This window comes from Sphingorhabdus sp. Alg231-15 (assembly GCF_900149705.1).
Lineage (GTDB): Bacteria > Pseudomonadota > Alphaproteobacteria > Sphingomonadales > Sphingomonadaceae > Parasphingorhabdus.
Map to the genome: position 1 here is coordinate 203,331 of NZ_LT703001.1, position 19,835 is coordinate 223,165.

Consider the following 19,835-nt stretch of genomic DNA (forward strand, 5'->3'; position numbering starts at 1 on the left):
ATTCTGTTTCGCAGTCAGATCAGGGGTTCAAATTCCTTCAAAATTGCGCGGTATAAATCTCTTTTGAACGGTACGATCATATCCGGCAATTCTTTGGGGTCGGCCCATTTCCAATCCGAAAATTCTGCATGGTCGGTGGCAATATTGACATGCCGGTCCTCGCCTGTAAACCGCATCAGAAACCAGAATTGGCGCTGGCCCCGATATTTTCCCTTCCAGATTTTACCCAGTAATTCATCGGGCAGATCATATAGATGCTCATTGGCACTGCGCGCAATTATCTGCACATGATTGGCGGTTATTCCAGTTTCTTCTTCCAGTTCCCGGATTGCCGCTGCCTCACCATCTTCCCCCTTGTCAATGCCGCCCTGCGGCATTTGCCAGGCGTCTGGATAGGCACTGGCCTTGGCATCCAGCCGTTGTCCGACGAAAACACGCCCAAGAGTATCGGCAAGCATGATGCCGGCACAGGGGCGGTAAGGAAGATTGCTAAAATCCTTCATAGAGCGGCCAAGGTAGCTTTCAGCGCATTGCAAATACCGTCTACATCCTGCTGTGACGACGGAATCCCCTTACGCAGACAGATAAGACCATGGATATTGCCCTTGGCCTCCATAAAGGTCACCGGTACGCCTGCTTCGATAAGCTTTGCCCCATAAGCCCGGCCCTGGTCCCTGAGCGGGTCGAGACCTGCGGTAATCAAGACCGTTGGCGGGCTGCTTGCCAGATCGCCGTGAATCGGATCACCGCGTTCATCGCCGGCAGGGCTGGCATAATGGCCCTGGAAATAATCCATCGAGTCTTTGGTCAGCAAAAAGCCTTCGCTAAATTCCTGCATCGACCCTTCCGAGGCCGTGCTGTCAACAACAGGATAGATCGGAACCTGCGCAATTACCGGCACAGATGCAGGGTTTTTGGCCAGGTCCTGTGCCACCACAATCGCCAGATTGCCGCCGGCGCTATCGCCGCAAGGTATCAGGCCATCAATTTCGATTCCCAATGCACTGGCTGCATTTTCAACGATCCAGCGGGTCGCGGCCTCACAGTCATCCGGTGCGGCAGGGAAGGGCGCTTCGGGGGCGAGGCGATAATCGACTGCGATCAGTGGCAAATCCATCTGCGCTGCCATTTCCGTACAATAAGGATGATGGCTTTCGAGATCGCCGATGACAAAGCCGCCGCCATGATAAAAAATGATCGCGGGACCTTTTTCGCGGTTCTCTCGCTTGTCATAGTAACGCAGCTTTATATCGCCAGCAGGTCCGGGGCAGGTCAGGTCTTTGACAACTGCCAGCTCCGTGGGCTCAGCGTCGACCAGAAAGCGCATGCCAACATAAACTTCGCGCGCCGCTGCTGGTTCCATTTGATCCATAGGAACCTCCATTGCTGTTTCCAACATGGCCAGCATTGCCTGGGCATCGGGTCGTACAAAAGCCGTTGTCATCCTCTAGTCTCCGTATCGTTGCGTATTGATTTGCTACTCTTCCAGAGGCGACTAGATCAGCTCGGGTTCACTAGGCAAGTTGTATTCTGAATCTGTACTTTCAAACAAAAACTTTATCCCTAGTAGTTTTTATGGTTTGAAGCAGAGGGGAGAAGTGCTTTACCGCATCTTCTATAGAGTGATGGGTACGGAAATTATTTATGGCTACGGCGCTTAAACAGGACGATTCAGACAATAACCAACCAGAAGGTGCGGAGAATGTCGTCGTTCGCTTTGCTGGTGATAGCGGCGATGGTATGCAGCTTACCGGCGGGCAATTCACCTTATCTACCGCCCTGGCGGGCAGCGACCTCGCGACTTTTCCTGATTTTCCAGCTGAAATCCGCGCTCCGCAAGGAACTTTATTCGGTGTTTCGGCTTTCCAGATTAATTTTGGTAGCCGCGCCATTGAAACCGCAGGTGACCAACCTGACGTCCTGATTGCGATGAACCCCGCTGCATTGAAGACCAATGTTGATGCCTTGCGCGATGGCGGTTTGATCATTGCCGATGAAGGCGAGTTTGGAAAACGGAACCTCGACAAAGCGAAATATGAAAATAATCCGCTGGAAGATGGCTCTTTGGCCAAGTGGCAATTGCTTAAGCTCGACATTTCCGCGCTGACGCTGGAAGCGGTAAAGCCTTTCGGGCTTGGTAACAAAGAAGCTCTGCGCTGTAAGAATATGTGGACGCTCGGTCTGGCGCTTTGGATGTTTGAGCGGGAACGCCAACCGATTATCGATTGGCTTAAGGCCAAGTTTGCGAAACTGCCTGATGTGGCGGATGCAAATATCGCAGCACTAAATGCCGGCCATGCCTATGGCGAAACCGCCGAATTATCTGGCGATGGCCTTGGTAGCGGTCATTTGACGACCCGCAAGGTGGGCGCAGCGCCGTCCGCGCCTGGCGAGTATCGCACGGTGACCGGCGCAGAAGCGCTGTCACTTGGTCTGGTGGCGGGTGCACAGCTGGCGGACTTGCCGATGTTCTTTGGCGGCTATCCAATTACCCCGGCTTCCGCAATCCTACACCATTTGTCGCGGCTCAAGGAATTTGGCGTAACAACCTTTCAAGCCGAGGATGAGATTGCTGCGATCGCGGCTGCCATCGGTGCAAGCTATGCTGGCAAATTGGGTATTACCTCTTCATCTGGCCCGGGCATCGCGCTGAAGGGCGAAGCTATGGGGCTCGCGATCATGACCGAGCTACCCTTGGTAATTGTAAATTCGCAGCGCGGCGGACCCTCAACAGGATTGCCCACAAAGACCGAGCAATCGGATTTGTATCAAGCCATTTATGGCCGCAATGGTGATGCGCCCATGCCGGTCATTGCCGCGCGTTCGCCCGGCGATGCTTTTGAATGTGCGATTGAGGCGGTGCGGATTGCGGTGCAATATATGACACCAGTCATGCTGCTTACCGACGGCTATATCGCCAATGCGGCTGAGCCATGGAAAATCCCAGACGTTGAAAGTCTGGAGCCGTTTCCAACCAGCTTCATGGACAAAATGCCGGAAGGCGGCTTGAAGCCCTATGCGCGTGACGAGAAGCTGGCGCGGCCCTGGATCAAACCGGGCACGCCGGAATTGATGCATCGGATCGGCGGCATCGAAAAAGGCATTGATACCGGCCATATCGATTATGGCGCGGCCAATCACCAACAGATGACGGAAATTCGCCGCGATAAGGTGCTGGGCGTTGCCGACAGCATTCCCGATCAGGATGTTGCGATGGGTAAATCGGGCGGCAAGCTGGCGGTTGTTGGTTGGGGCTCAACCTTCGGACCGATCCACCAGGCAGTGCGCCGTGCGATTGAGGCTAGCAAAGATGTCAGTCATATCCATGTTCGAAACGTCTGGCCGATGCCTAAAAATATGGGCGAGTTGCTGAAAAGCTATGACCGTGTCATCGTGCCGGAAATGAACACAGGTCAGCTGAAAACCGTATTGCGCGATCAATATCTGGTCGATGCGAAGCCCGTAAACAAAGTATCAGGCCAGCCCTTTACCATTGCCGAAATTGATGCGGCGATTGAGGAGAATCTGTCATGAACGAGATGACGAAAATCACGACGCTGAAAGACTGGGAAACCGATCAGGAAGTACGCTGGTGCCCGGGGTGCGGTGACTATGCGATCCTGAAAGCGGTTCAACGGACGATGCCGGATCTAGGCGTCCGTCCCGAAGATACGTTGTTTATCAGCGGGATCGGCTGTTCTTCTCGCTTTCCTTATTATATGGAAACTTACGGTTTTCACACTATCCACGGCCGTGCTCCTGCGGTGGCGACAGGCGCGAAGCTGGCCAATCCTGATCTCGATGTCTGGATTATAACCGGTGATGGCGACGCGCTATCCATCGGCGGCAACCACACAATGCACCTGTTGCGGCGCAACCTCGATTGCCAGATCATGCTGTTCAACAATGAGATTTACGGACTGACCAAAGGGCAATATTCACCGACATCTCGGGTGGGAACGAACACCCCTTCGACGCCTTATGGTTCGGTTGATCGGCCCGCCAGCCCCTGTGCCTTTGCGCTGGGTTCCGGTGCACGGTTCATTGCGCGCGGTATTGACGTGCACAAGGACCTGACCAATGTCTTGAAAGCCGCACATGCACACAAGGGCGCTGCCTTTATCGAGATTTTTCAGAACTGTATCGTCTATAATAAAGACGTGTTCGAGGAATTTGCGGCCAAGAAAACCGCCGCGTCGACTCAGCTCCTTCTCGCCGATGGTGAACCGATGCTGTTTGAAAAAGGCGAAAAGGGAATCACATTGGATCGTGAAACCTTGTCGCTGAAAGTGGTCGATGTTGTCGATGGCGACTGGCAAGCAGCCAATGTGATCGTCCATGACGTGACCAATCGCTCGGTGGCCCATATGCTGATTGAAATGCCATTTGGAGAATTTCCGATGGCCATTGGCGTACTCTATGACGATCCGCGTCCGACTTTTGAAGCGGCGGTGGTTGAGCAGAATGAACAAGCGGCTGAAGGCAAGAAACCGGACCTTCAGGCATTGCTTAACAAAGGGCAGACCTGGACTGTGACCGAGGACGGCCCGGAACTTTAGCAGCCATTTGCGACACTTGTTGCTTGCAATGTAGGATTTGCTTTGCCAGCATGTTGGCAGGGCTGCGGTCCTTTTCGTCACGCTATGGGGTGGGGCGATTCTGAACGGAAATTTCGTCGCTCATATGAAACAGTTCACCCGAAGATGACCCCCGTTTTGCGTGTAAAGTGTATAATTTCTTGGTCCGGTTTAGACGGCGGTCGACCATATGGATAATCTTACTCATAGCCTTGCCGGAGCTGTTCTGGGTCAGCTCGGCCTGAAAAAGAAAACCGGTTTAGGCATGGCGACCTTGATCATCGCTGCTAACATTCCCGATATTGATGCGTTTGCGACGCTACTTGGTGGACATCAGCATCTCGCCATTCGTCGGGGTATAACGCACGGCCCGATAGCGATGGTCATATTGCCGTTATTGTTGACCGGAATCATGCTGTGGTTCGACCGCTGGCAGACCGGGCGGGGCAAGCGTCCAGCGGATCGCTTGCCGATCCACAGAGGCTGGCTCTTGGCCTTGGCTTATATCGGCTGTCTCAGCCACCCAGCGCTGGATTGGCTCAACAGCTATGGGGTTCGTTTGCTCGAGCCATTTTCCTCGCAATGGTATTATGGCGACAGCATCTTCATCATCGACATCTGGATTTGGGCTGCGTTGATAGCCGGCGTCTGGATATCGCGGCGGCGAGAGAAAAAGGGCAGGGACGACTGGCAGCGACCGGCTTGGATAAGCTTTGCTGCCATCTGTGCCTATATTTTTGCCAATGGTTTGATTACCGGTAAGGCGGAAGCAGACACCGAACTTGCGGTTACCCAGCATACAGGACAAAAACCGGATCAGGTGGTAGCGAATCCCGTACCGGTCACTTTTTGGCGGCGGGAAATGCTTTGGCAAATGGGCACAGGTGTCGATGCCAGATATGGCGAAACGATATTTGATCTCATCGATCCGGAACCCTTTTACTGGAAAGGCGAATGGATTAAGAATGATGCAACCCAAGCCATGGTTGAGAAAGTCAAAAGTTCAGACCCGAATGCAAACGCATATCTGTTTTGGTCGAGAATGCCGGTTTTGCAACAGGACAAGAGTGCCGCATCAGAAGAAGGTGTGACGCTGAATATTTCCGACATGCGGTTTCGTAGCCTTCTGGTTCAGGATCGTTTTGCGGTTAGCACTGTGATTCCGAATGATGAAAATCCGAGATCTGGAGAAACTGCCATAGGTGGTCAATGACATCGCCAACGATTCTCTGGTTCCGGCGCGATTTGCGCCTCTCCGATCAAGCCGCCGTTGCTGCAGCCGCTGCTAACGGTCCGGTCATCCCGGTCTATATCCTCGATGATGAAACACCCAAGCACCGTAAAATGGGTGGCGCATCGCGCTGGTGGTTGCATCATAGCCTGAAGTCATTGGACACCGATTTGCGCACCAAGGGATCGCGGCTGATCTTGCGGCGCGGCAAAGCGGCCGACATACTGGCTGAACTCTCGCAGGAGAGCGGCGCGCAAGAAATCCATGCGCTGCATCATTATGAGCCTTGGTGGCTTAATGCGCAAAAGGACTTGCGGATCAAGTTGAGTGACAATGCCGAAGTTGTTCTGCATCACGGAAATTATCTGCTCCCGCCCGGAATATTGAAAACCGGCAGCGGCGGCCCCTATAAAATCTATACACCGTTCTGGAAATCCCTGCGCGAACGCATGCCGCCGACGCAAACGTCGGATGCGCCAGAACATATCGCCGCCCCCCATGCTTGGCCGGTCAGCGATGATCTGGACGACTGGCATCTGCTACCGAGCAAGCCTGATTGGGCCACTGGCTTTGTGGATGAATGGAATCCTGGGGAAGCCGGTGCCAATGAAGCTATAGAGATCTTCGTCGATAAAGCAGCGCAATATGATGAAGGCCGCAACCTGCCATCAGAGCAATTGGTATCGCGGCTCTCACCGCATCTGCATTTCGGGGAAATCAGCCCGGCCGCAATCTGGAACCGGTTGGCCGGGCAGGGTGCCAAAGTTGAAACCTATCTCAAAGAGATTGTCTGGCGGGACTATGCCCAAAATGTGATTCAGCAATTCCCGCAATATGGCGGAGAAAGCTATCGCGAGAAATTCCGTGCTTTCCCTTGGCGTGACATGACTGATCCCGCAGTGCGGAAAGAATATGATGCCTGGTGCCATGGCCAGACGGGCTATCCGATCGTTGATGCTGGTATGCGGGAGCTTTGGGCGACAGGATGGATGCATAACCGCGTCCGGATGATTGCGGCGAGTTTCCTGATCAAGCATCTGCTGATCGACTGGCGCGAAGGCGAGAGATGGTTCTGGGACACGCTCGTTGACGCGGACTTTGCGTCTAACAGTGTCAATTGGCAGTGGGTTTCAGGCACCGGAGTCGATAGTAATATGTTCGTCCGTATCATGGCGCCACTGACCCAATCAGAGAAATTCAACGCTGGCGACTATATCCGCAAATGGGTGCCAGAGCTGGCAGATGTCAGTGACCCCTATGTCCACGATCCCGAAGAAAGTGGCGCGAAACCGGCTCGTTATCGCTCGAAGATCATCGCTCACAAGGAGGCACGGGCACGGGCGTTAGACGCTTATGCACAAGTGAAATGACGGAAGGGATTGAAATGACTGAAATATCTGCTTATTGATCCGGACATTCGAAAAGAGGATATCAGGTCGATGAATAAGTAGGTCGCCTTAGGGCACATCAAAATGAACCCCATCAGTCCGTTGGACTGAGGATTTTGACACCTATTATTCAGGATCTTTTATGCACAGATTATCAGGAAAATTTTGCGTTATCACCGGTGCGGCTCGCGGTATTGGTAAAGCTATTGCCAAGGCTTTCATTGACGAGGGCGCCACGGTCCTATTGACCGACAAGGATACCGAAACACTGGCGGAGGCGGGGCAGGAGCTGCAAAGTTCAACCCTTGTCCTTGATGTCGAAAAAGAGGCCGATTGGGATCGTTTGGCCGACCTGCATCCCGCGGCCGATGTCGTGGTTAATAATGCCGGCATTACCGGGTTTGAAGCAGGCGTCGCGCCCCATGACCCGGAAAATGCATCGTTGGAAGACTGGCGCGCGGTGCACAGGGTCAATCTCGATGGCACGTTCATGGGATGCCGTTATGCGATCCGCGCGATGAAGGACAAAGGGACTGGTTCCATCATCAACATCTCGTCCCGCTCCGGTATGGTCGGTGTTCCTGGAGCTGCAGCTTATGCATCTTCCAAGTCAGCGATCCGAAACCACAGCAAGTCGGTGGCACTCTATTGCGCCCAATTGGGTTTGAATATCCGGTGCAACTCCATCCATCCAGCGGCAATAATGACGCCGATGTGGGAACCGATGTTGGGCGAAGGTGCTGAACGCGCGGCCGCCATTGATGCGTTGGTGAAAGACACACCGATGCGACGGTTCGGTGAGGTTGAAGAAGTAGCAGCGGTTGCTGTGCTGCTGGCTTCGGATGAGGCTAGCTATATCACGGGAACCGAAATGACCATTGATGGCGGTATATTAGCCGGTTCTGCTGCGGCTCCGGGTTCTTGATATGACCACCACTGATAGGGATAGTTCCGCATTGCCAAGCAGTTACCACTGGTCCATATTTGGCTCATGAATGCAGAGGCGCCAAAACGTGGAAAACATCTGCTCGATGCGCGCAAGCGCTTCGGCACAGGTGGTGGCTTGCTCGCACGTTTGATCGCACCCGGATTCCATCGGATATTGGACCGGATTGATGCAGGCCTGAATCATGGCACGTTTGAAGGCAAATTACCGGACGGCACCACCCGTATTGTCGGTGGCCGCGGCGAAGGGCCGATGGCGGAGATTACAATCCATAGCTGGAACGCTTTGCTGCGTCTGGTGAATAGCGGTTCTGTGGGATGGTATCGTGCTTGGGAACTGGGCGAGTGGGAAAGCCCGGATCTGGTGCCGGTGTTCGATCTGTTTACTCGCAACCGCGCCGGGTTGAAAGACACTGGGCGCGCCGCCGGCATTTTCAGGTTCATTGCCAAGATGCGTCATTCGCGTCGTCGCAACGACAAGGCCCGAGCAAGGCAGAATATCCAATATCATTATGATCTGGGCAATGATTTTTATCGGCTGTGGCTAGACGAAAGCATGAGCTACTCCAGCGCACTATTCGAAGATAACGCCGGAAAAGCAGTAACTTTAGAAGAAGCGCAGGCGAAAAAAGTTGCAGCGATAGCCGGCCGATTGGGCATAACACCCGGCCAGAAAGTCTTGGAGATCGGATGCGGTTGGGGATATTTGTCCGGCACATTGGCGCGAGAACATGGATTGGATGTGACCGGCATATCCTTGTCAAATGAGCAGACTGAATGGGCCAGGGAGCATCACCCTGAGGCCAATTTCCTCATTCAGGACTATCGCGATGTTGTCGGTCAATATGACGCCATCGCCAGTGTCGAAATGGTCGAAGCGGTCGGGCAGAAATATTGGCCGGATTTTCTGGATTGCGTCGCACGCAATCTTAATACAGGCGGACGTGCTGCCATTCAATATATCAGTATTGCTGATGATATTTTTGACCAATATGCCGCCAGCGCTGACTTCATCCAGACCTATATTTTTCCCGGTGGTATGTTGTTGTCGGAAAGCCGGTTCCGTGCCCTTGCCGAAGAACGCGGATTATCTTGGTCGGATCAACACAATTTTGGCCCAGACTATGCCCATACACTTCGCCTCTGGCGAGAACGGTTCGAAGCGATTGTTGAGCAAGGCGAATTGCCATCGGGATTTGATGAACATTTTGTTCGGCTGTGGCGCTACTACCTGACCTATTGCGAAGGCGGTTTCAGTGGTGGCGGCATTAATGTCTCGCAAGTGACTTTGATAAAAGAATAATAGAAAGCAGGAGTGGATCATGGGTTTAGGAAAAAAGCTGATGCTAGCGATGACCGGCGTTGGACTGTGTCTGGCACTGCCTGGTTGCCAGAAGGTCAAGGAAGTCGCGGCTGATGCTGCTGGACTACCGACTGACAAGAATATCCTGTTTTGGACCGATGATCAGCGCAACAAAGCCTTCCGGATGATGGATGTGCTTGTGCCATCCAACACGATTGAGGCCGGCTCAAATCCTAAGGTCTGGGAAAAAGGCGAATCGCTTCCCAAAGAATTTCAGATCGATGGCCAGATGCTGTCGGTCGACCAATATATGACTGACCAGCGTACTGCCGGTATTGTGATATTGCAGGACGGAAAAATCCGACTGGAAGAATATCGTATGGAATTCGGCAAAGATGATCGCTGGACGTCTTTCTCGGTCGCGAAATCCTTGGTGTCGACAATGGTCGGCGCGGCCATCAAAGACGGTTTCATCAAATCCATCAATGATCCGCTGACGGATTATATCCCCGAGCTGCAAGGCAGTGGTTATGACGGCGTGACGGTCGAGCAGCTGTTGACCATGACATCCGGTGTGCAATGGAATGAGGACTATGCTGATCCAAAATCCGATGTGGCATTGTTTAACAATACCAAGCCGGTTGACGGTGTTGATCCGATTATCGTGTACATGAAGACGCTGAAAAGCGAAGCAGAGCCTGGCACGCGCTGGCAATATAATACTGGTGAAACCAATCTCATTGGTGTGTTGGTGGCAAAGGCCACGGGCAAAACGATATCCGAATATCTTTCTGAAAAAGTCTGGTCACCATATGGGATGGCGCAGGACGGGGAATGGCTGCTCAATGAGGGCGGCAAGGAAATTGGTGGTTGCTGCATCTCTGCCACTGTCAGGGACTATGCACTCTTTGGTCAGTTGGCGATGAATGGTGGCATGATCGGTGACGAATCGATCGTGCCTGATGGTTGGTTTGCAAAAGCCGGAACGAAACAAGCGGATATAGGGGATCCCGGGCGCGGCTATGGTTATCAATGGTGGACCTTTGATGATGGCAGCTTTGCCGGCCAAGGCATCTTCGGACAGGGGATATTTATTGATCCATCTCGGAAACTGGTGATCGCCAGTAATGGCAATTGGCCCAGCGCGACTCCTGATGCGCAGAAGGACCAGCGCATCGCCTTTTTCAATGCGGTGAAAACCTATTTGGATTCAGAGGATGGCGAGGCTACCGAAACGGCTGCGGTTAACTGATATCGAAGCTCTCGCCAGTCTCAAAACTACTGGTGAGAATTTCAACCATACGATCAGCAACAACCTCGGGCGGTTTTACGGATTGCGGGTCTTCACCGGGATATGCGCTTGCCCTCATGTTGGTACGAGTGCGGCCAGGATTGATAATCGCGGTCCGTAACTTGCCCAGATTGCGCATCTCCTCACCATAGCTGATCACCAGCGTTTCCAGCGCGGCTTTGGAAGCCCCATAGGCACCCCAAAACGCGCGGGGAGATCGGCCGACACTGCTGGTAATGGCGAGCAAGCGTGCATCTTCGCTTTTGCGCATCATCGGATCAAATGCAGCGATAAGAGCTTGTTGCGCGATCAGGTTGAGGGTCAAAATGCTGTTAAACTCTTTGCCATCAATTGCCGGAACCGGCGTCAATGTCCCTAGCATAGCTGCATTGAGTACCAAAATATCAAGCGCCTCCCAGCGCTCCGAAATTGCTTGAGCAAGCCTGCCAATGCTATCACCGTCCGTCAAATCAAGCGGTGCTATCGTGGCGTGACCTCCTGCTTGATGAATTTTCTCCTCGACCTCTTCGAGTTCTTTCGCCGTGCGCGCTGTCAATATGACATGAGCGCCCTTTGCGGCCAATGCAATTGCAGTCGCAGCCCCAATACCACGGCTTGCGCCGGTAACCAGCGCCAGTTGATTTTCAAAACTCATTGGCAAATTCAAACCTATCCAACTTGCTCGACCAATATCGGTGTTTCTTTTGCGGCCACTTTCTCATTTAACAGAGTGAGTTGATCAGGCTGTTGTCCACCCTCCTGATCTGTAAGCGGCGTCGGATAAGCACCGGTGAAGCAAGCATCACAATATTGTGGCTCTGCCTCCTGGCGTGCTTCTTCACCAACGGCTTTGTAGAGGCCATCAATGGAAATGAAGGAGAGGCTATCAGCTTGAATATATTCACACATCTGTTCGACGGATTTCATCGCAGCTAGCAACTTTTCGCGCGTTGGCGTGTTAACGCCGTAAAAGCAGCTATGCATTGTCGGTGGGCTGGCGATCCGCATATGCACTTCTGCTGCCCCAGCTTCGCGCATCATTTGAACAATTTTCAGGCTGGTTGTTCCGCGCACAATGCTGTCGTCAATCAAGACAATCTTCTTGCCGTTCACCAGCGGTCTGTTTGCATTATGTTTGAGCTTTACGCCAAGATGACGGACTCCGTCACCAGGTTGAATGAAAGTGCGACCAACATAATGGGAGCGAATAATCCCTAATTCAAAAGGGATGCCTGATTGTTCTGCATATCCGATGGCTGCCGGTGTTCCGCTATCCGGAACTGGTATGACATAGTCGGCATCAACTGGATTTTCGATGGCAAGCTGTGCACCGATTTCTTTGCGCACGCTATAAACTGATGAGCCGTCCACAATGGAGTCGGGCCGCGAGAAATAGACATGTTCGAAGATGCAGGGACGAGCATTGGTTGATCCAAATGGCCTGTGAGATCGCATTTCTCCATTGGAAACCACAATCAATTCCCCGGCATCAACGCTTCTGACATATTCCGCACCCACGAGATCCAGCGCAACAGTCTCTGACGCGAAGACATAGGCATCGCCAATTTTGCCAATAACCAAGGGTCTGATACCCAGTGGATCTCGGCATGCGATCATTCCGTCGGGTGTCATGCAAATGAGTGAATAGGCGCCTTCAACCTTCCGAAGGGCATCTATAAACTTGTCGAGCAACGTTCGGTATTTTGACGTTGCCAGCAGATGGATGATCACCTCGGTATCGCTTGTCGATTGGAAAATCGATCCATTCTGCACCAGCTCATGGCGGAGTTTTAGGGCATTGGATATATTCCCGTTATGAGCAATAGCAAAACCGCCGGATGCAAGGTCTGCCTCCAGCGGTTGAATGTTACGCAATGTTCCAGCCCCGGTCGTTGAATAGCGGACATGGCCACATGCGTAATCGCCGCGCAGCTTGTCCATGACTTCCTGGCTATCGAAATTCCCTGCCACTGGGCCAAGGGCTCGATGACTGTAGAATTCCCTGCCATTGCGACAGGTGATTCCTGCCGCTTCCTGTCCGCGATGCTGTAAAGCGTGAAGGCCCAGCGCGACCATCGCTGCGGCGTCTTCGACTCCAGCGACGCCAAAAACGCCGCATTCCTCTCGTAGCTTGTCATCTTCAAACGGGTGGGTTGTAAGCATATCGCACCTTGTTTGCTGCCCAAAATATCGACGCCTAGTTAACGTCAGTGGGGAGATGGCAGGGATATAGATTTGATTCCCTGCTTTGTCTTCCCCCTTGGTCATAAAAATATCATATTTATCGGGAGCCATCGGACACAATTGCAGAAAGACCGGTTTTGCGTTGCACTGAACGATTTGGAGACCTAATCCGAAGGAATGACAGAGAATAAAAACAATGACCGGGAGACCGGATCAACGCTTAATCCAAAATATGATTCGAATGGTTTGATCGCAGCAGTGGTCACCGACGATTCGTCAGGTGATGTTCTGGTGATCGCATTCATGAATGCTGATGCGCTCGAGCTAACTCAAAAAACGGGTGTCGTGCACTTTTATTCAAGGAGCCGTCAGTCGCTTTGGAAGAAAGGCGAAACGTCGGGAAATATACTGAATGTCAGCGAGCTAAGGATCGATTGCGATCAAGATGCGATCTGGGTCAAAGCGAAACCCGCTGGTCCCACCTGCCACACTGGAGCAAAAAGTTGTTTCTATCGCAAAATCGAGAACGGCATGCTGGAGCATGTTGAGTGAAACAGGTTTGCGTCCTGTTGTTCGCTTTCCTGCTCGCTAGCTGCGACCAAATCGAGGCAGGGCGAGGCGACGCAGCTGATGGTCCGGAAGAACAACCTTCTTCCTTGGAACAAGCCGCTATTGACGCTGGAGTTATCCCGGATGTTCGCAATGTCAGCTTGTCAGGTGCTTTCGAAAGACAGAGTGATCTCGGCGAAGATCGTTTTTGCGCAGTCGGCAATGATGAGCGAGGATATCAAGTTGGTCTCCTCGCGGTTTTTGGCCCTGATAGTAAATGCGAGGGGCTCGGATCAGCGGAACGGAATGGCGAACGAGTTACCATCACATTAGACAGCGAGCAGCGATGCAGTTTTACTGCAAGTTTTGACGGCGTTGCTTTGCAAATGCCCGGTGACTTGCCCGAGTCCTGCGAAAGCTATTGCACTCCGCGCGCCGGACTTAACGGAGTAAGCTTCTATCTGGTTGGTGAAGGCGATGCGGTGGCGCGCTCGACGCGGGGTCGCGAAATCGAGAACCTATGCCCTAGCGGTTGATATTGACGTTTACGTTAGCGTAAGCTATAAGATAGTCATGTCAAAAGCACTCAGTCATGCCGAGATTGATACACCTGACCTTAAAAATCGCGAAAACTTTACGATTTCGGATTTGTCGGAGGAATTTGGGGTTACCGCTCGCGCGCTTCGTTTCTATGAGGACGAGGGGCTGATTGCTCCTCATCGCAAGGGGCTGGCGCGTATTTATACCAAAAGGGATCGCGCACGACTTGCGTGGATCATGCGAGCAAAGAACGTCGGTTTCAGCCTGACCGAGATTCGCGAGATGATCGACCTCTATGATTTGGGCGACGGACGTGTCACGCAGATGAAGGTGACACTCGACAAATGCCAAGAGAAGGTCGATCTGCTGAAAAAGCAAAGAAATGACATTGATAGCTCAATCAAGGAGCTAACAGAATTTATCAAGATTGTGCGGGACGCCGTGACGGCCGCCAAAGCACAGCAATAATAGAGGATAGTTCGCCAGTATTTTCTGGCTGAAATCAATTTAAGAGAAAGTTTTAGATAATGCCAAGTTATCAAGCACCCGTCCGCGACACGCAATTCGTCATCAACAATGTGCTCGGTGTGGAACGATTTTCGAACCTTCCCGGGTTTGAAAACGCAACGCCGGAAATGATCGATGCGATTTTAACCGAGGGCAGCAAATTTATCGAAAACGTGCTGTTTCCGCTTAATCAAGTAGGAGATCTGGAGGGGTGTACGCGCCATGAAGATGGCAGCGTGACAACACCGACAGGCTTCAAGGATGCTTACAAACAATATTGCGAAGCAGGCTGGGGCACTTTGTCCGGACCAGAGGAATTTGGCGGCCAGGGGCTGCCGCATATCGTCTCGATGGCATTTGAAGAATATATGGCGAGTGGCAATATGGCCTTCGCCATGTATCCGGGCCTAACTCACGGCGCAATATCATCGATCCTCGCAAAAGGCAGCGACGAGCAGAAAGCCAAGTTTGTTCCCAAAATGCTTTCCGGCGAATGGACGGGTACGATGAACCTAACCGAACCGCATTGCGGCACGGATCTGGGGCTTATCAGGACAAAGGCTGTGCCTAATGCTGACGGGTCCCATGCGATTACCGGCACTAAGATTTTCATCTCTTCCGGTGAACACGACATGTCCGAGAATATCATTCATCTGGTGCTGGCGAAGACACCGGATGCACCAGAGAGCGTAAAGGGAATTTCCTTGTTCATCGTTCCAAAATTCATTGTCAATGAGGACGGAAGTCTCGGAGATAAGAATGATGTGTCTTGTGGTTCTATCGAACATAAAATGGGCATCCACGGAAATTCCACGTGCGTCATGAACTATGATGGCGCGACCGGTTATCTGGTTGGCGAAGAGAATAAAGGCCTAGCGGCGATGTTCATCATGATGAATGTTGCGCGACTGGGCGTGGGCCAACAAGGCCTTGGTGTTGCTGAAGTCGCTTATCAAAATGCCGTACACTATGCCAATGATCGTCGTCAGGGTAGGGCGTTGACTGGTCCGGAAGACCTAGAAGAAAAAGCCGATACGTTGTTCGTTCATCCTGATGTTCGCCGGATGTTGCTGGATGCAAAGGCATTTACCGAAGGAATGCGTGCATTGTGTCTTTGGGGTGCTCTGCAAGCGGACCTAATTCACAAGGCGCAATCGGAAGAAGATCGCCAGATGGCAGATGATCTGCTGTCACTGCTGACGCCTGTTATCAAGGGATATGGTACCGACAAGGGCTATGAGATTGCAACAAATGCTCAGCAGGTTTACGGAGGTCATGGTTATATCGGCGAGTGGGGCATGGAACAATATGTCCGCGATGCGCGCATCGCCATGATTTACGAAGGCACAAACGGTATTCAGGCCATGGATCTAGTGGGCCGCAAGCTGGCTCAAAATGGTGGCCGCGGAGTGCAGGCTCTATTCGCCGTGATAACCAAAGAAGTCGAAGAGGCCAAAGGCGATGACAAGCTGAAGAGTTTTGCCGAAGGCTTGGAAAAAGCCACTGGCGAGCTGCAAAAAGCAACCATGTGGTTCATGCAGAACGCCATGGCAAATCCGAACAATGCCGGAGCGGGCGCGCATCATTACATGCATATCATGGGGATTGTCGCTTTGGGCCTGATGTGGCTCCGGATGGCGAAGGCTGCATCGGAGGCATTAGCAGCTGGCGATGACAATCCTGATTTCTACGAATCCAAGCTGGTTACCGCACAATATTTCTCGGAGCGGTTCTTTCCGGATGCGGGCTCGCTGCGGCGCAAGATTGAAGGCGGCAGTGAAGCTATCATGGCGCTCGATCCCAAGATGTTCGCCGTCGCTTAACTCATTGGACCGGTTGCGGCAGATTGTGGCTCTGGCGCGATAGGCGACAAAAGCCGGCCGAAAAGTCTGATTTTTATCTCGCTTAACCGCTGCCTTCTTGAAGAGAGGGCAGCGGTAGCACATTGCTGTAAATGACAGGGGAATGATCCGCATTAGGAGTAGATGCAATGCATTCCAAAACAACTTTAAAGCCGAAGCGGAGGCTGACACCCTATCTCGTGACCGTCGGTGTTGGCGTCTCCATGGCAACCGGTGCAGTTGCTGCTCAGGATACCCAGGAAGAACCGATGGAATCGGAAATTCCGGCCCCGACCATTGATACCGATGGTGACGGCACCATGGATGCTTGGGACCGCAGCGGTGATGGCCAGCCCGATGCCTGGGATACTGACGGCGACGGCAAACCCGACCTTCTTGACGATGATGGCGACGGTAAACCCGATTAACGCCATTTTGTCTTAAAGCGCCGGGTCGGGTCGCACTTGCCCGGCGCTTTTTTTAGAAAAGTTCTTCGAACATACTCAGCATTGCGGCTTTACTCTGCAGATCTGCCGATTTGTTATAAGCTACTGCATCGAGTGGCTTTCCATCGCTGGCCGGATCCGTAAAACCATGCACCACGCCGGTATAAGTGTGCATGTGACAATCGGCTCCCGCAAAGTCCATTTCCTCCATAAAGGCGCGCACCTGCTTCGGCGGAACCAGAGGATCAGCACGGCCGTGACAGACGAGCATACGAGCCTTGATCGCGCCCCTCTTGGCGGGCAGGGGAGTTGCCAAAAGTCCATGAAAGCTGACGACGAGAGCAATATCTTCGCCGCCACGCGCCATTTCCAGCACGATTTCTCCACCCATACAGTAACCGATCGCAGCGATCCGTTGGTTCGCCAGCTTTGAGCGTTTGCGCAGTTCATCAAGAGCGCAGCGAAACCGTGCCCGATAATTTTCTGGATCGGCCCGCAAGCTGTTCGCCATGCTTTGCGCGATGCGATTATCGGTTACTTCACCTTGGCCATAAATATCACAGACCATCGCCGAATAGCCGATAGACGCCAGCCACCGCGCGCGATCAAACATGATCTTGTTCGGACCTGCAATGGTCGGGACAATCAATATCGCGGCGCGCGGATAACGGCTTGGCTGGGCCATATAGCCCGCCAGCTCGAGTTCACCGTGATTGTAGGTGAAGGTGTTGACTTCAATTGAGCTCATTCTTCGGGCAAAAATTCCGGCACGGAAAGATAGCGCTCACCCGTATCATAGTTAAAGCCGAGTATGTTGGCTCCGTCGCCTAGCTCTGAAAGCTTTTGCGCAATGGCGGACATGGTCGCGCCCGAACTGATCCCGATGAGCATTCCTTCCTCTTTGGCAGCGCGAAGCGCCATCGCCTTGGCATCGGCTGGCTCAACCTGAATCGCGCCGTCAATGCTTTGGGTATGTAGATTGCCGGGAATGAAACCGGCACCAATGCCCTGAATTGGATGCGGACCGGGCTGGCCGCCGCTGATGACAGGGGAACCGACAGGTTCAACCGCGTAGACCTTCAGATTGCTCCATTCCTCCTTCAGCACTTCCGCAACGCCCGTTATATGGCCGCCAGTACCGACACCGGTGATGATTGCATCAAGCGGATTATCTTTGAAGTCTGCCAGTATTTCTTGTGCTGTTGTCCTTTTGTGCACTTCAAAATTGGCCGGATTTTCAAATTGTTGCGGCATCCATGCACCAGGGGTGGAGTCAATCAGTTCCTGCGCTCGTTCGATCGCGCCTTTCATGCCCTTTTCTTTCGGGCTGAGATCAAAGCTTGCGCCATAAGCGAGCATTAGCCGGCGGCGTTCCAATGACATGGATTCAGGCATGACTAGTATCAGCTTATAGCCTTTGACCGCTGCTACCATGGCAAGGCCAACACCAGTATTACCCGATGTCGGTTCAATGATTGTGCCGCCAGGTTTGAGTGCCCCGGATTGTTCAGCATCTTCGATCATTGCGAGTGCGATCCGGTCCTTAATCGACCCACCCGGATTGGAGCGTTCGGATTTGATCCAGACATTCGCATCACCAAACAGGCGTTGCATTTTGATATGGGGCGTATTGCCGATTGTATCGAGAATGGTGTTTGCGATCATTGCTCTGTCTCCTGATTCATTATGTAGCACTAGTGACTGATTTGTCTTCTTTTTTTATGTCTGCTTCCAAGTCCGGGGGCGGATCAAACGTCTTGGCCGCACCCAGTTGGGGAAATAGCCGTGACCAAATTCCAGTAACCACTATAGCACCGGCACCGCCCGCGACAATGGCTGCAATAGGGCCAAATAGCACGGCCAATCCGCCTGACAGGGCATCACCCAGCTCATTGGATGCACTGATCGTCATCTGGCTGACGGCGTTCACGCGCCCGCGTCGGTCATCAGGCGTGTGGAGCTGGATTAGCGAACTGCGCACATAGACTCCGAACATGTCAGCGGCACCGCACAATGCGAGGCAGGCCATTGACAGGGGTAAGGATGTACTCAACCCAAATCCAATCGTCCCCAAGCCGAAAACCGCCATCGCGATGAGCATCATATTGCCGACATTGCGGGACAGTGGTGCAAAGGAGAATATCCCGGCGACAATGACCGCGCCGACCGCTGGTGAAGCTGCCAGCAATGACAGACCGATCTCGCCGGCGCCCAAAATATCTTTCGCAAATACCGGAATCATCGCAGTTGCCCCTGCGAGGAACATGACAAGTAGATCGAGCGTGATAGCACCGAGTACCAGCTTGTTGGTCCAGACGTAGGACATGCCATCCATCACCTGACGCAATGGTCCCTTGGTCCGATCAATCGCGCTGCGTGTGACTGGTCCGATCATGAATATCGAAAGCATGGCCAGCGCATAAAGCGCTGCGCAGACGAAATAGGGCAGGGATGGCGCGATCTTGTAAAGCGGTCCGGCCATGCCAGGGCCGGCAATGACGCCGACTTGCCAGGCTATGGTAGACAGTGCAATCGCACGCGGTAGCGACTCTTTTGGTACCAAATTGGGGGCCAGGGAAGTGACTGCCGGCCCGAGAAATGCGCGGCAAATGCCTAGCAGGACGGAAATGATGTAAATGGCCCATAAGGTGATTTCACCGCTGACGGTGAGCAAACCGAGGACCAGCGCAATAGCTGCCTGTACGCCAAGAACTATCCGCGCAATCCAACGGCGATCCAGATGATCCGCCACCCAACCGACAAGCGGAGTCAGGATAAACAAAGGTACGAACTGCAAAAGCCCGAGTAATCCCAATATGCCGGCCGACGCACCGACACCCATGTCTTCGCGCGCAAGATTATAAGCCTGCCAGCCGAGGATCAGCATCATCGCGTAGAGCGCGAACATCGACGACAACCGCGAGAACCAGAGGTAGCGGTAATTGGCTATGCTAAAGGGATGAGGTGCGCGCTGTTCGATGATTTATATTTTCTGTGGCGATCAATGATTATATCTGGTTCTAGGCAAGTCTC

19 protein-coding genes are annotated in these 19,835 nt (G+C 52.9%); 12 read left to right on the forward strand and 7 right to left on the reverse strand.

Features of this window, described 5'->3' with window-relative positions:
* Positions 1 to 14 precede the first annotated feature (14 nt).
* The gene (locus DG177_RS00975) at positions 15 to 503 is read right to left on the reverse strand and encodes an RNA pyrophosphohydrolase (RefSeq protein WP_108809782.1); all 489 of its coding nucleotides are present in this window, start codon (positions 501 to 503) and stop codon (positions 15 to 17) included.
* On the reverse strand, positions 500 to 1,444 hold the full coding sequence (locus DG177_RS00980) for an alpha/beta hydrolase fold domain-containing protein (RefSeq protein WP_108809783.1): 945 nt from the start codon (positions 1,442 to 1,444) through the stop codon (positions 500 to 502). Before DG177_RS00980 ends, DG177_RS00975 begins: the two co-directional genes overlap by 4 nt.
* Positions 1,445 to 1,644: 200 nt before the next feature.
* Between DG177_RS00980 and DG177_RS00985 the strand changes: the two genes are divergently transcribed.
* The 7 genes from DG177_RS00985 to DG177_RS01015 all read left to right on the forward strand — a co-directional run bounded on the left by DG177_RS00985 (position 1,645) and on the right by DG177_RS01015 (position 10,696).
* Positions 1,645 to 3,534: a 2-oxoacid:acceptor oxidoreductase subunit alpha gene (locus tag DG177_RS00985; RefSeq protein WP_108809784.1), complete on the forward strand. Its 1,890-nt coding sequence runs from the start codon at positions 1,645 to 1,647 to the stop codon at positions 3,532 to 3,534.
* Positions 3,531 to 4,559 carry a thiamine pyrophosphate-dependent enzyme gene (locus DG177_RS00990; protein ID WP_108809785.1) on the forward strand — a complete coding sequence of 343 codons (1,029 nt, stop codon included), beginning with the start codon at positions 3,531 to 3,533 and terminating at the stop codon, positions 4,557 to 4,559. Before DG177_RS00985 ends, DG177_RS00990 begins: the two co-directional genes overlap by 4 nt.
* Before the next feature lie 208 nt (positions 4,560 to 4,767).
* Positions 4,768 to 5,790, forward strand: a complete 1,023-nt coding sequence (locus tag DG177_RS00995) for a metal-dependent hydrolase (protein ID WP_108809786.1) — start codon at positions 4,768 to 4,770, stop codon at positions 5,788 to 5,790.
* On the forward strand, positions 5,787 to 7,178 hold the full coding sequence (locus DG177_RS01000; protein ID WP_108809787.1) for an FAD-binding domain-containing protein: 1,392 nt from the start codon (positions 5,787 to 5,789) through the stop codon (positions 7,176 to 7,178). Before DG177_RS00995 ends, DG177_RS01000 begins: the two co-directional genes overlap by 4 nt.
* 160 nt (positions 7,179 to 7,338) lie before the next feature.
* Positions 7,339 to 8,121: an SDR family oxidoreductase gene (locus tag DG177_RS01005; RefSeq protein WP_108809788.1), complete on the forward strand. Its 783-nt coding sequence runs from the start codon at positions 7,339 to 7,341 to the stop codon at positions 8,119 to 8,121.
* A gap of 66 nt (positions 8,122 to 8,187) precedes the next feature.
* Positions 8,188 to 9,444 (forward strand): class I SAM-dependent methyltransferase, encoded by a 1,257-nt coding sequence (locus DG177_RS01010; RefSeq protein ID WP_108809789.1) that lies wholly within the window; start codon positions 8,188 to 8,190, stop codon positions 9,442 to 9,444.
* 19 nt (positions 9,445 to 9,463) lie between these two features.
* Entirely contained in the window at positions 9,464 to 10,696 is a 1,233-nt protein-coding gene (locus DG177_RS01015) for a serine hydrolase domain-containing protein (protein WP_337658406.1), read from the forward strand.
* Here DG177_RS01015 and DG177_RS01020 read toward each other — a convergent pair.
* Together DG177_RS01020 and purF are read right to left on the reverse strand one after the other, a co-directional pair.
* Positions 10,689 to 11,390, reverse strand: coding sequence for an SDR family NAD(P)-dependent oxidoreductase (locus tag DG177_RS01020; RefSeq protein WP_108809790.1), 702 nt, complete (start codon positions 11,388 to 11,390; stop codon positions 10,689 to 10,691). The genes DG177_RS01015 and DG177_RS01020 overlap by 8 nt on opposite strands.
* 14 nt (positions 11,391 to 11,404) lie before the next feature.
* The gene (purF, locus tag DG177_RS01025; protein ID WP_108812701.1) at positions 11,405 to 12,898 is read right to left on the reverse strand and encodes an amidophosphoribosyltransferase; all 1,494 of its coding nucleotides are present in this window, start codon (positions 12,896 to 12,898) and stop codon (positions 11,405 to 11,407) included.
* A 198-nt stretch (positions 12,899 to 13,096) separates the two neighbouring features.
* Here purF and hisI point away from each other — a divergent pair, with 198 nt between their 5' ends.
* The 5 genes from hisI to DG177_RS01050 all read left to right on the forward strand — a co-directional run bounded on the left by hisI (position 13,097) and on the right by DG177_RS01050 (position 16,784).
* The gene (hisI, locus tag DG177_RS01030; RefSeq protein ID WP_108809791.1) at positions 13,097 to 13,471 is read left to right on the forward strand and encodes a phosphoribosyl-AMP cyclohydrolase; all 375 of its coding nucleotides are present in this window, start codon (positions 13,097 to 13,099) and stop codon (positions 13,469 to 13,471) included.
* The gene (locus tag DG177_RS01035; RefSeq protein WP_108809792.1) at positions 13,468 to 14,004 is read left to right on the forward strand and encodes a hypothetical protein; all 537 of its coding nucleotides are present in this window, start codon (positions 13,468 to 13,470) and stop codon (positions 14,002 to 14,004) included. The genes hisI and DG177_RS01035 overlap by 4 nt, the downstream gene beginning before the upstream one ends.
* Positions 14,005 to 14,041: 37 nt before the next feature.
* Positions 14,042 to 14,476: a MerR family transcriptional regulator gene (locus DG177_RS01040; protein WP_108809793.1), complete on the forward strand. Its 435-nt coding sequence runs from the start codon at positions 14,042 to 14,044 to the stop codon at positions 14,474 to 14,476.
* A 59-nt stretch (positions 14,477 to 14,535) separates the two neighbouring features.
* A complete protein-coding gene (locus DG177_RS01045) occupies positions 14,536 to 16,338 on the forward strand; it encodes an acyl-CoA dehydrogenase C-terminal domain-containing protein (protein ID WP_108809794.1) in 1,803 nt (600 codons plus the stop codon).
* 167 nt (positions 16,339 to 16,505) lie between these two features.
* The gene (locus DG177_RS01050) at positions 16,506 to 16,784 is read left to right on the forward strand and encodes a hypothetical protein (RefSeq protein WP_108809795.1); all 279 of its coding nucleotides are present in this window, start codon (positions 16,506 to 16,508) and stop codon (positions 16,782 to 16,784) included.
* Between the two features lie 52 nt (positions 16,785 to 16,836).
* Here the strand turns inward: DG177_RS01050 and DG177_RS01055 are convergent, their stop codons facing one another.
* Genes DG177_RS01055 through DG177_RS01065 form a run of 3 tightly spaced genes read right to left on the reverse strand, consistent with a single transcriptional unit; the run spans position 16,837 to position 19,785 of the window.
* Positions 16,837 to 17,550 (reverse strand): dienelactone hydrolase family protein, encoded by a 714-nt coding sequence (locus tag DG177_RS01055; RefSeq protein WP_108809796.1) that lies wholly within the window; start codon positions 17,548 to 17,550, stop codon positions 16,837 to 16,839.
* Positions 17,547 to 18,467, reverse strand: a complete 921-nt coding sequence (gene cysK / locus DG177_RS01060) for a cysteine synthase A (RefSeq protein ID WP_108809797.1) — start codon at positions 18,465 to 18,467, stop codon at positions 17,547 to 17,549. The genes DG177_RS01055 and cysK overlap by 4 nt, the downstream gene beginning before the upstream one ends.
* Positions 18,468 to 18,486: 19 nt before the next feature.
* Complete coding sequence (locus tag DG177_RS01065; RefSeq protein ID WP_108809798.1) at positions 18,487 to 19,785, reverse strand: MFS transporter; 1,299 nt, start codon at positions 19,783 to 19,785, stop codon at positions 18,487 to 18,489.
* Between the last annotated feature and the right edge of the window lie 50 nt (positions 19,786 to 19,835).

Bases quoted from the DNA above. Each gene is read 5' to 3' on its own strand.
- DG177_RS00975 (WP_108809782.1), bottom strand. From the start codon at position 503: ATGAAGGATTTTAGCAATCTTCCTTACCGCCCCTGTGCCGGCATCATG.
- DG177_RS00980 (WP_108809783.1), bottom strand. From the start codon at position 1,444: ATGACAACGGCTTTTGTACGACCCGATGCCCAGGCAATGCTGGCCATG.
- cysK (WP_108809797.1), bottom strand. From the start codon at position 18,467: ATGATCGCAAACACCATTCTCGATACAATCGGCAATACGCCCCATATC.
- DG177_RS01020 (WP_108809790.1), bottom strand. From the start codon at position 11,390: ATGAGTTTTGAAAATCAACTGGCGCTGGTTACCGGCGCAAGCCGTGGT.
- hisI (WP_108809791.1), top strand. From the start codon at position 13,097: ATGACAGAGAATAAAAACAATGACCGGGAGACCGGATCAACGCTTAAT.
- DG177_RS01005 (WP_108809788.1), top strand. From the start codon at position 7,339: ATGCACAGATTATCAGGAAAATTTTGCGTTATCACCGGTGCGGCTCGC.
- purF (WP_108812701.1), bottom strand. From the start codon at position 12,898: ATGCTTACAACCCACCCGTTTGAAGATGACAAGCTACGAGAGGAATGC.
- DG177_RS00990 (WP_108809785.1), top strand. From the start codon at position 3,531: ATGAACGAGATGACGAAAATCACGACGCTGAAAGACTGGGAAACCGAT.
- DG177_RS01015 (WP_337658406.1), top strand. From the start codon at position 9,464: ATGGGTTTAGGAAAAAAGCTGATGCTAGCGATGACCGGCGTTGGACTG.
- DG177_RS01045 (WP_108809794.1), top strand. From the start codon at position 14,536: ATGCCAAGTTATCAAGCACCCGTCCGCGACACGCAATTCGTCATCAAC.
- DG177_RS00995 (WP_108809786.1), top strand. From the start codon at position 4,768: ATGGATAATCTTACTCATAGCCTTGCCGGAGCTGTTCTGGGTCAGCTC.
- DG177_RS01010 (WP_108809789.1), top strand. From the start codon at position 8,188: ATGAATGCAGAGGCGCCAAAACGTGGAAAACATCTGCTCGATGCGCGC.
- DG177_RS01050 (WP_108809795.1), top strand. From the start codon at position 16,506: ATGCATTCCAAAACAACTTTAAAGCCGAAGCGGAGGCTGACACCCTAT.
- DG177_RS01055 (WP_108809796.1), bottom strand. From the start codon at position 17,550: ATGAGCTCAATTGAAGTCAACACCTTCACCTACAATCACGGTGAACTC.
- DG177_RS00985 (WP_108809784.1), top strand. From the start codon at position 1,645: ATGGCTACGGCGCTTAAACAGGACGATTCAGACAATAACCAACCAGAA.
- DG177_RS01040 (WP_108809793.1), top strand. From the start codon at position 14,042: ATGTCAAAAGCACTCAGTCATGCCGAGATTGATACACCTGACCTTAAA.
- DG177_RS01000 (WP_108809787.1), top strand. From the start codon at position 5,787: ATGACATCGCCAACGATTCTCTGGTTCCGGCGCGATTTGCGCCTCTCC.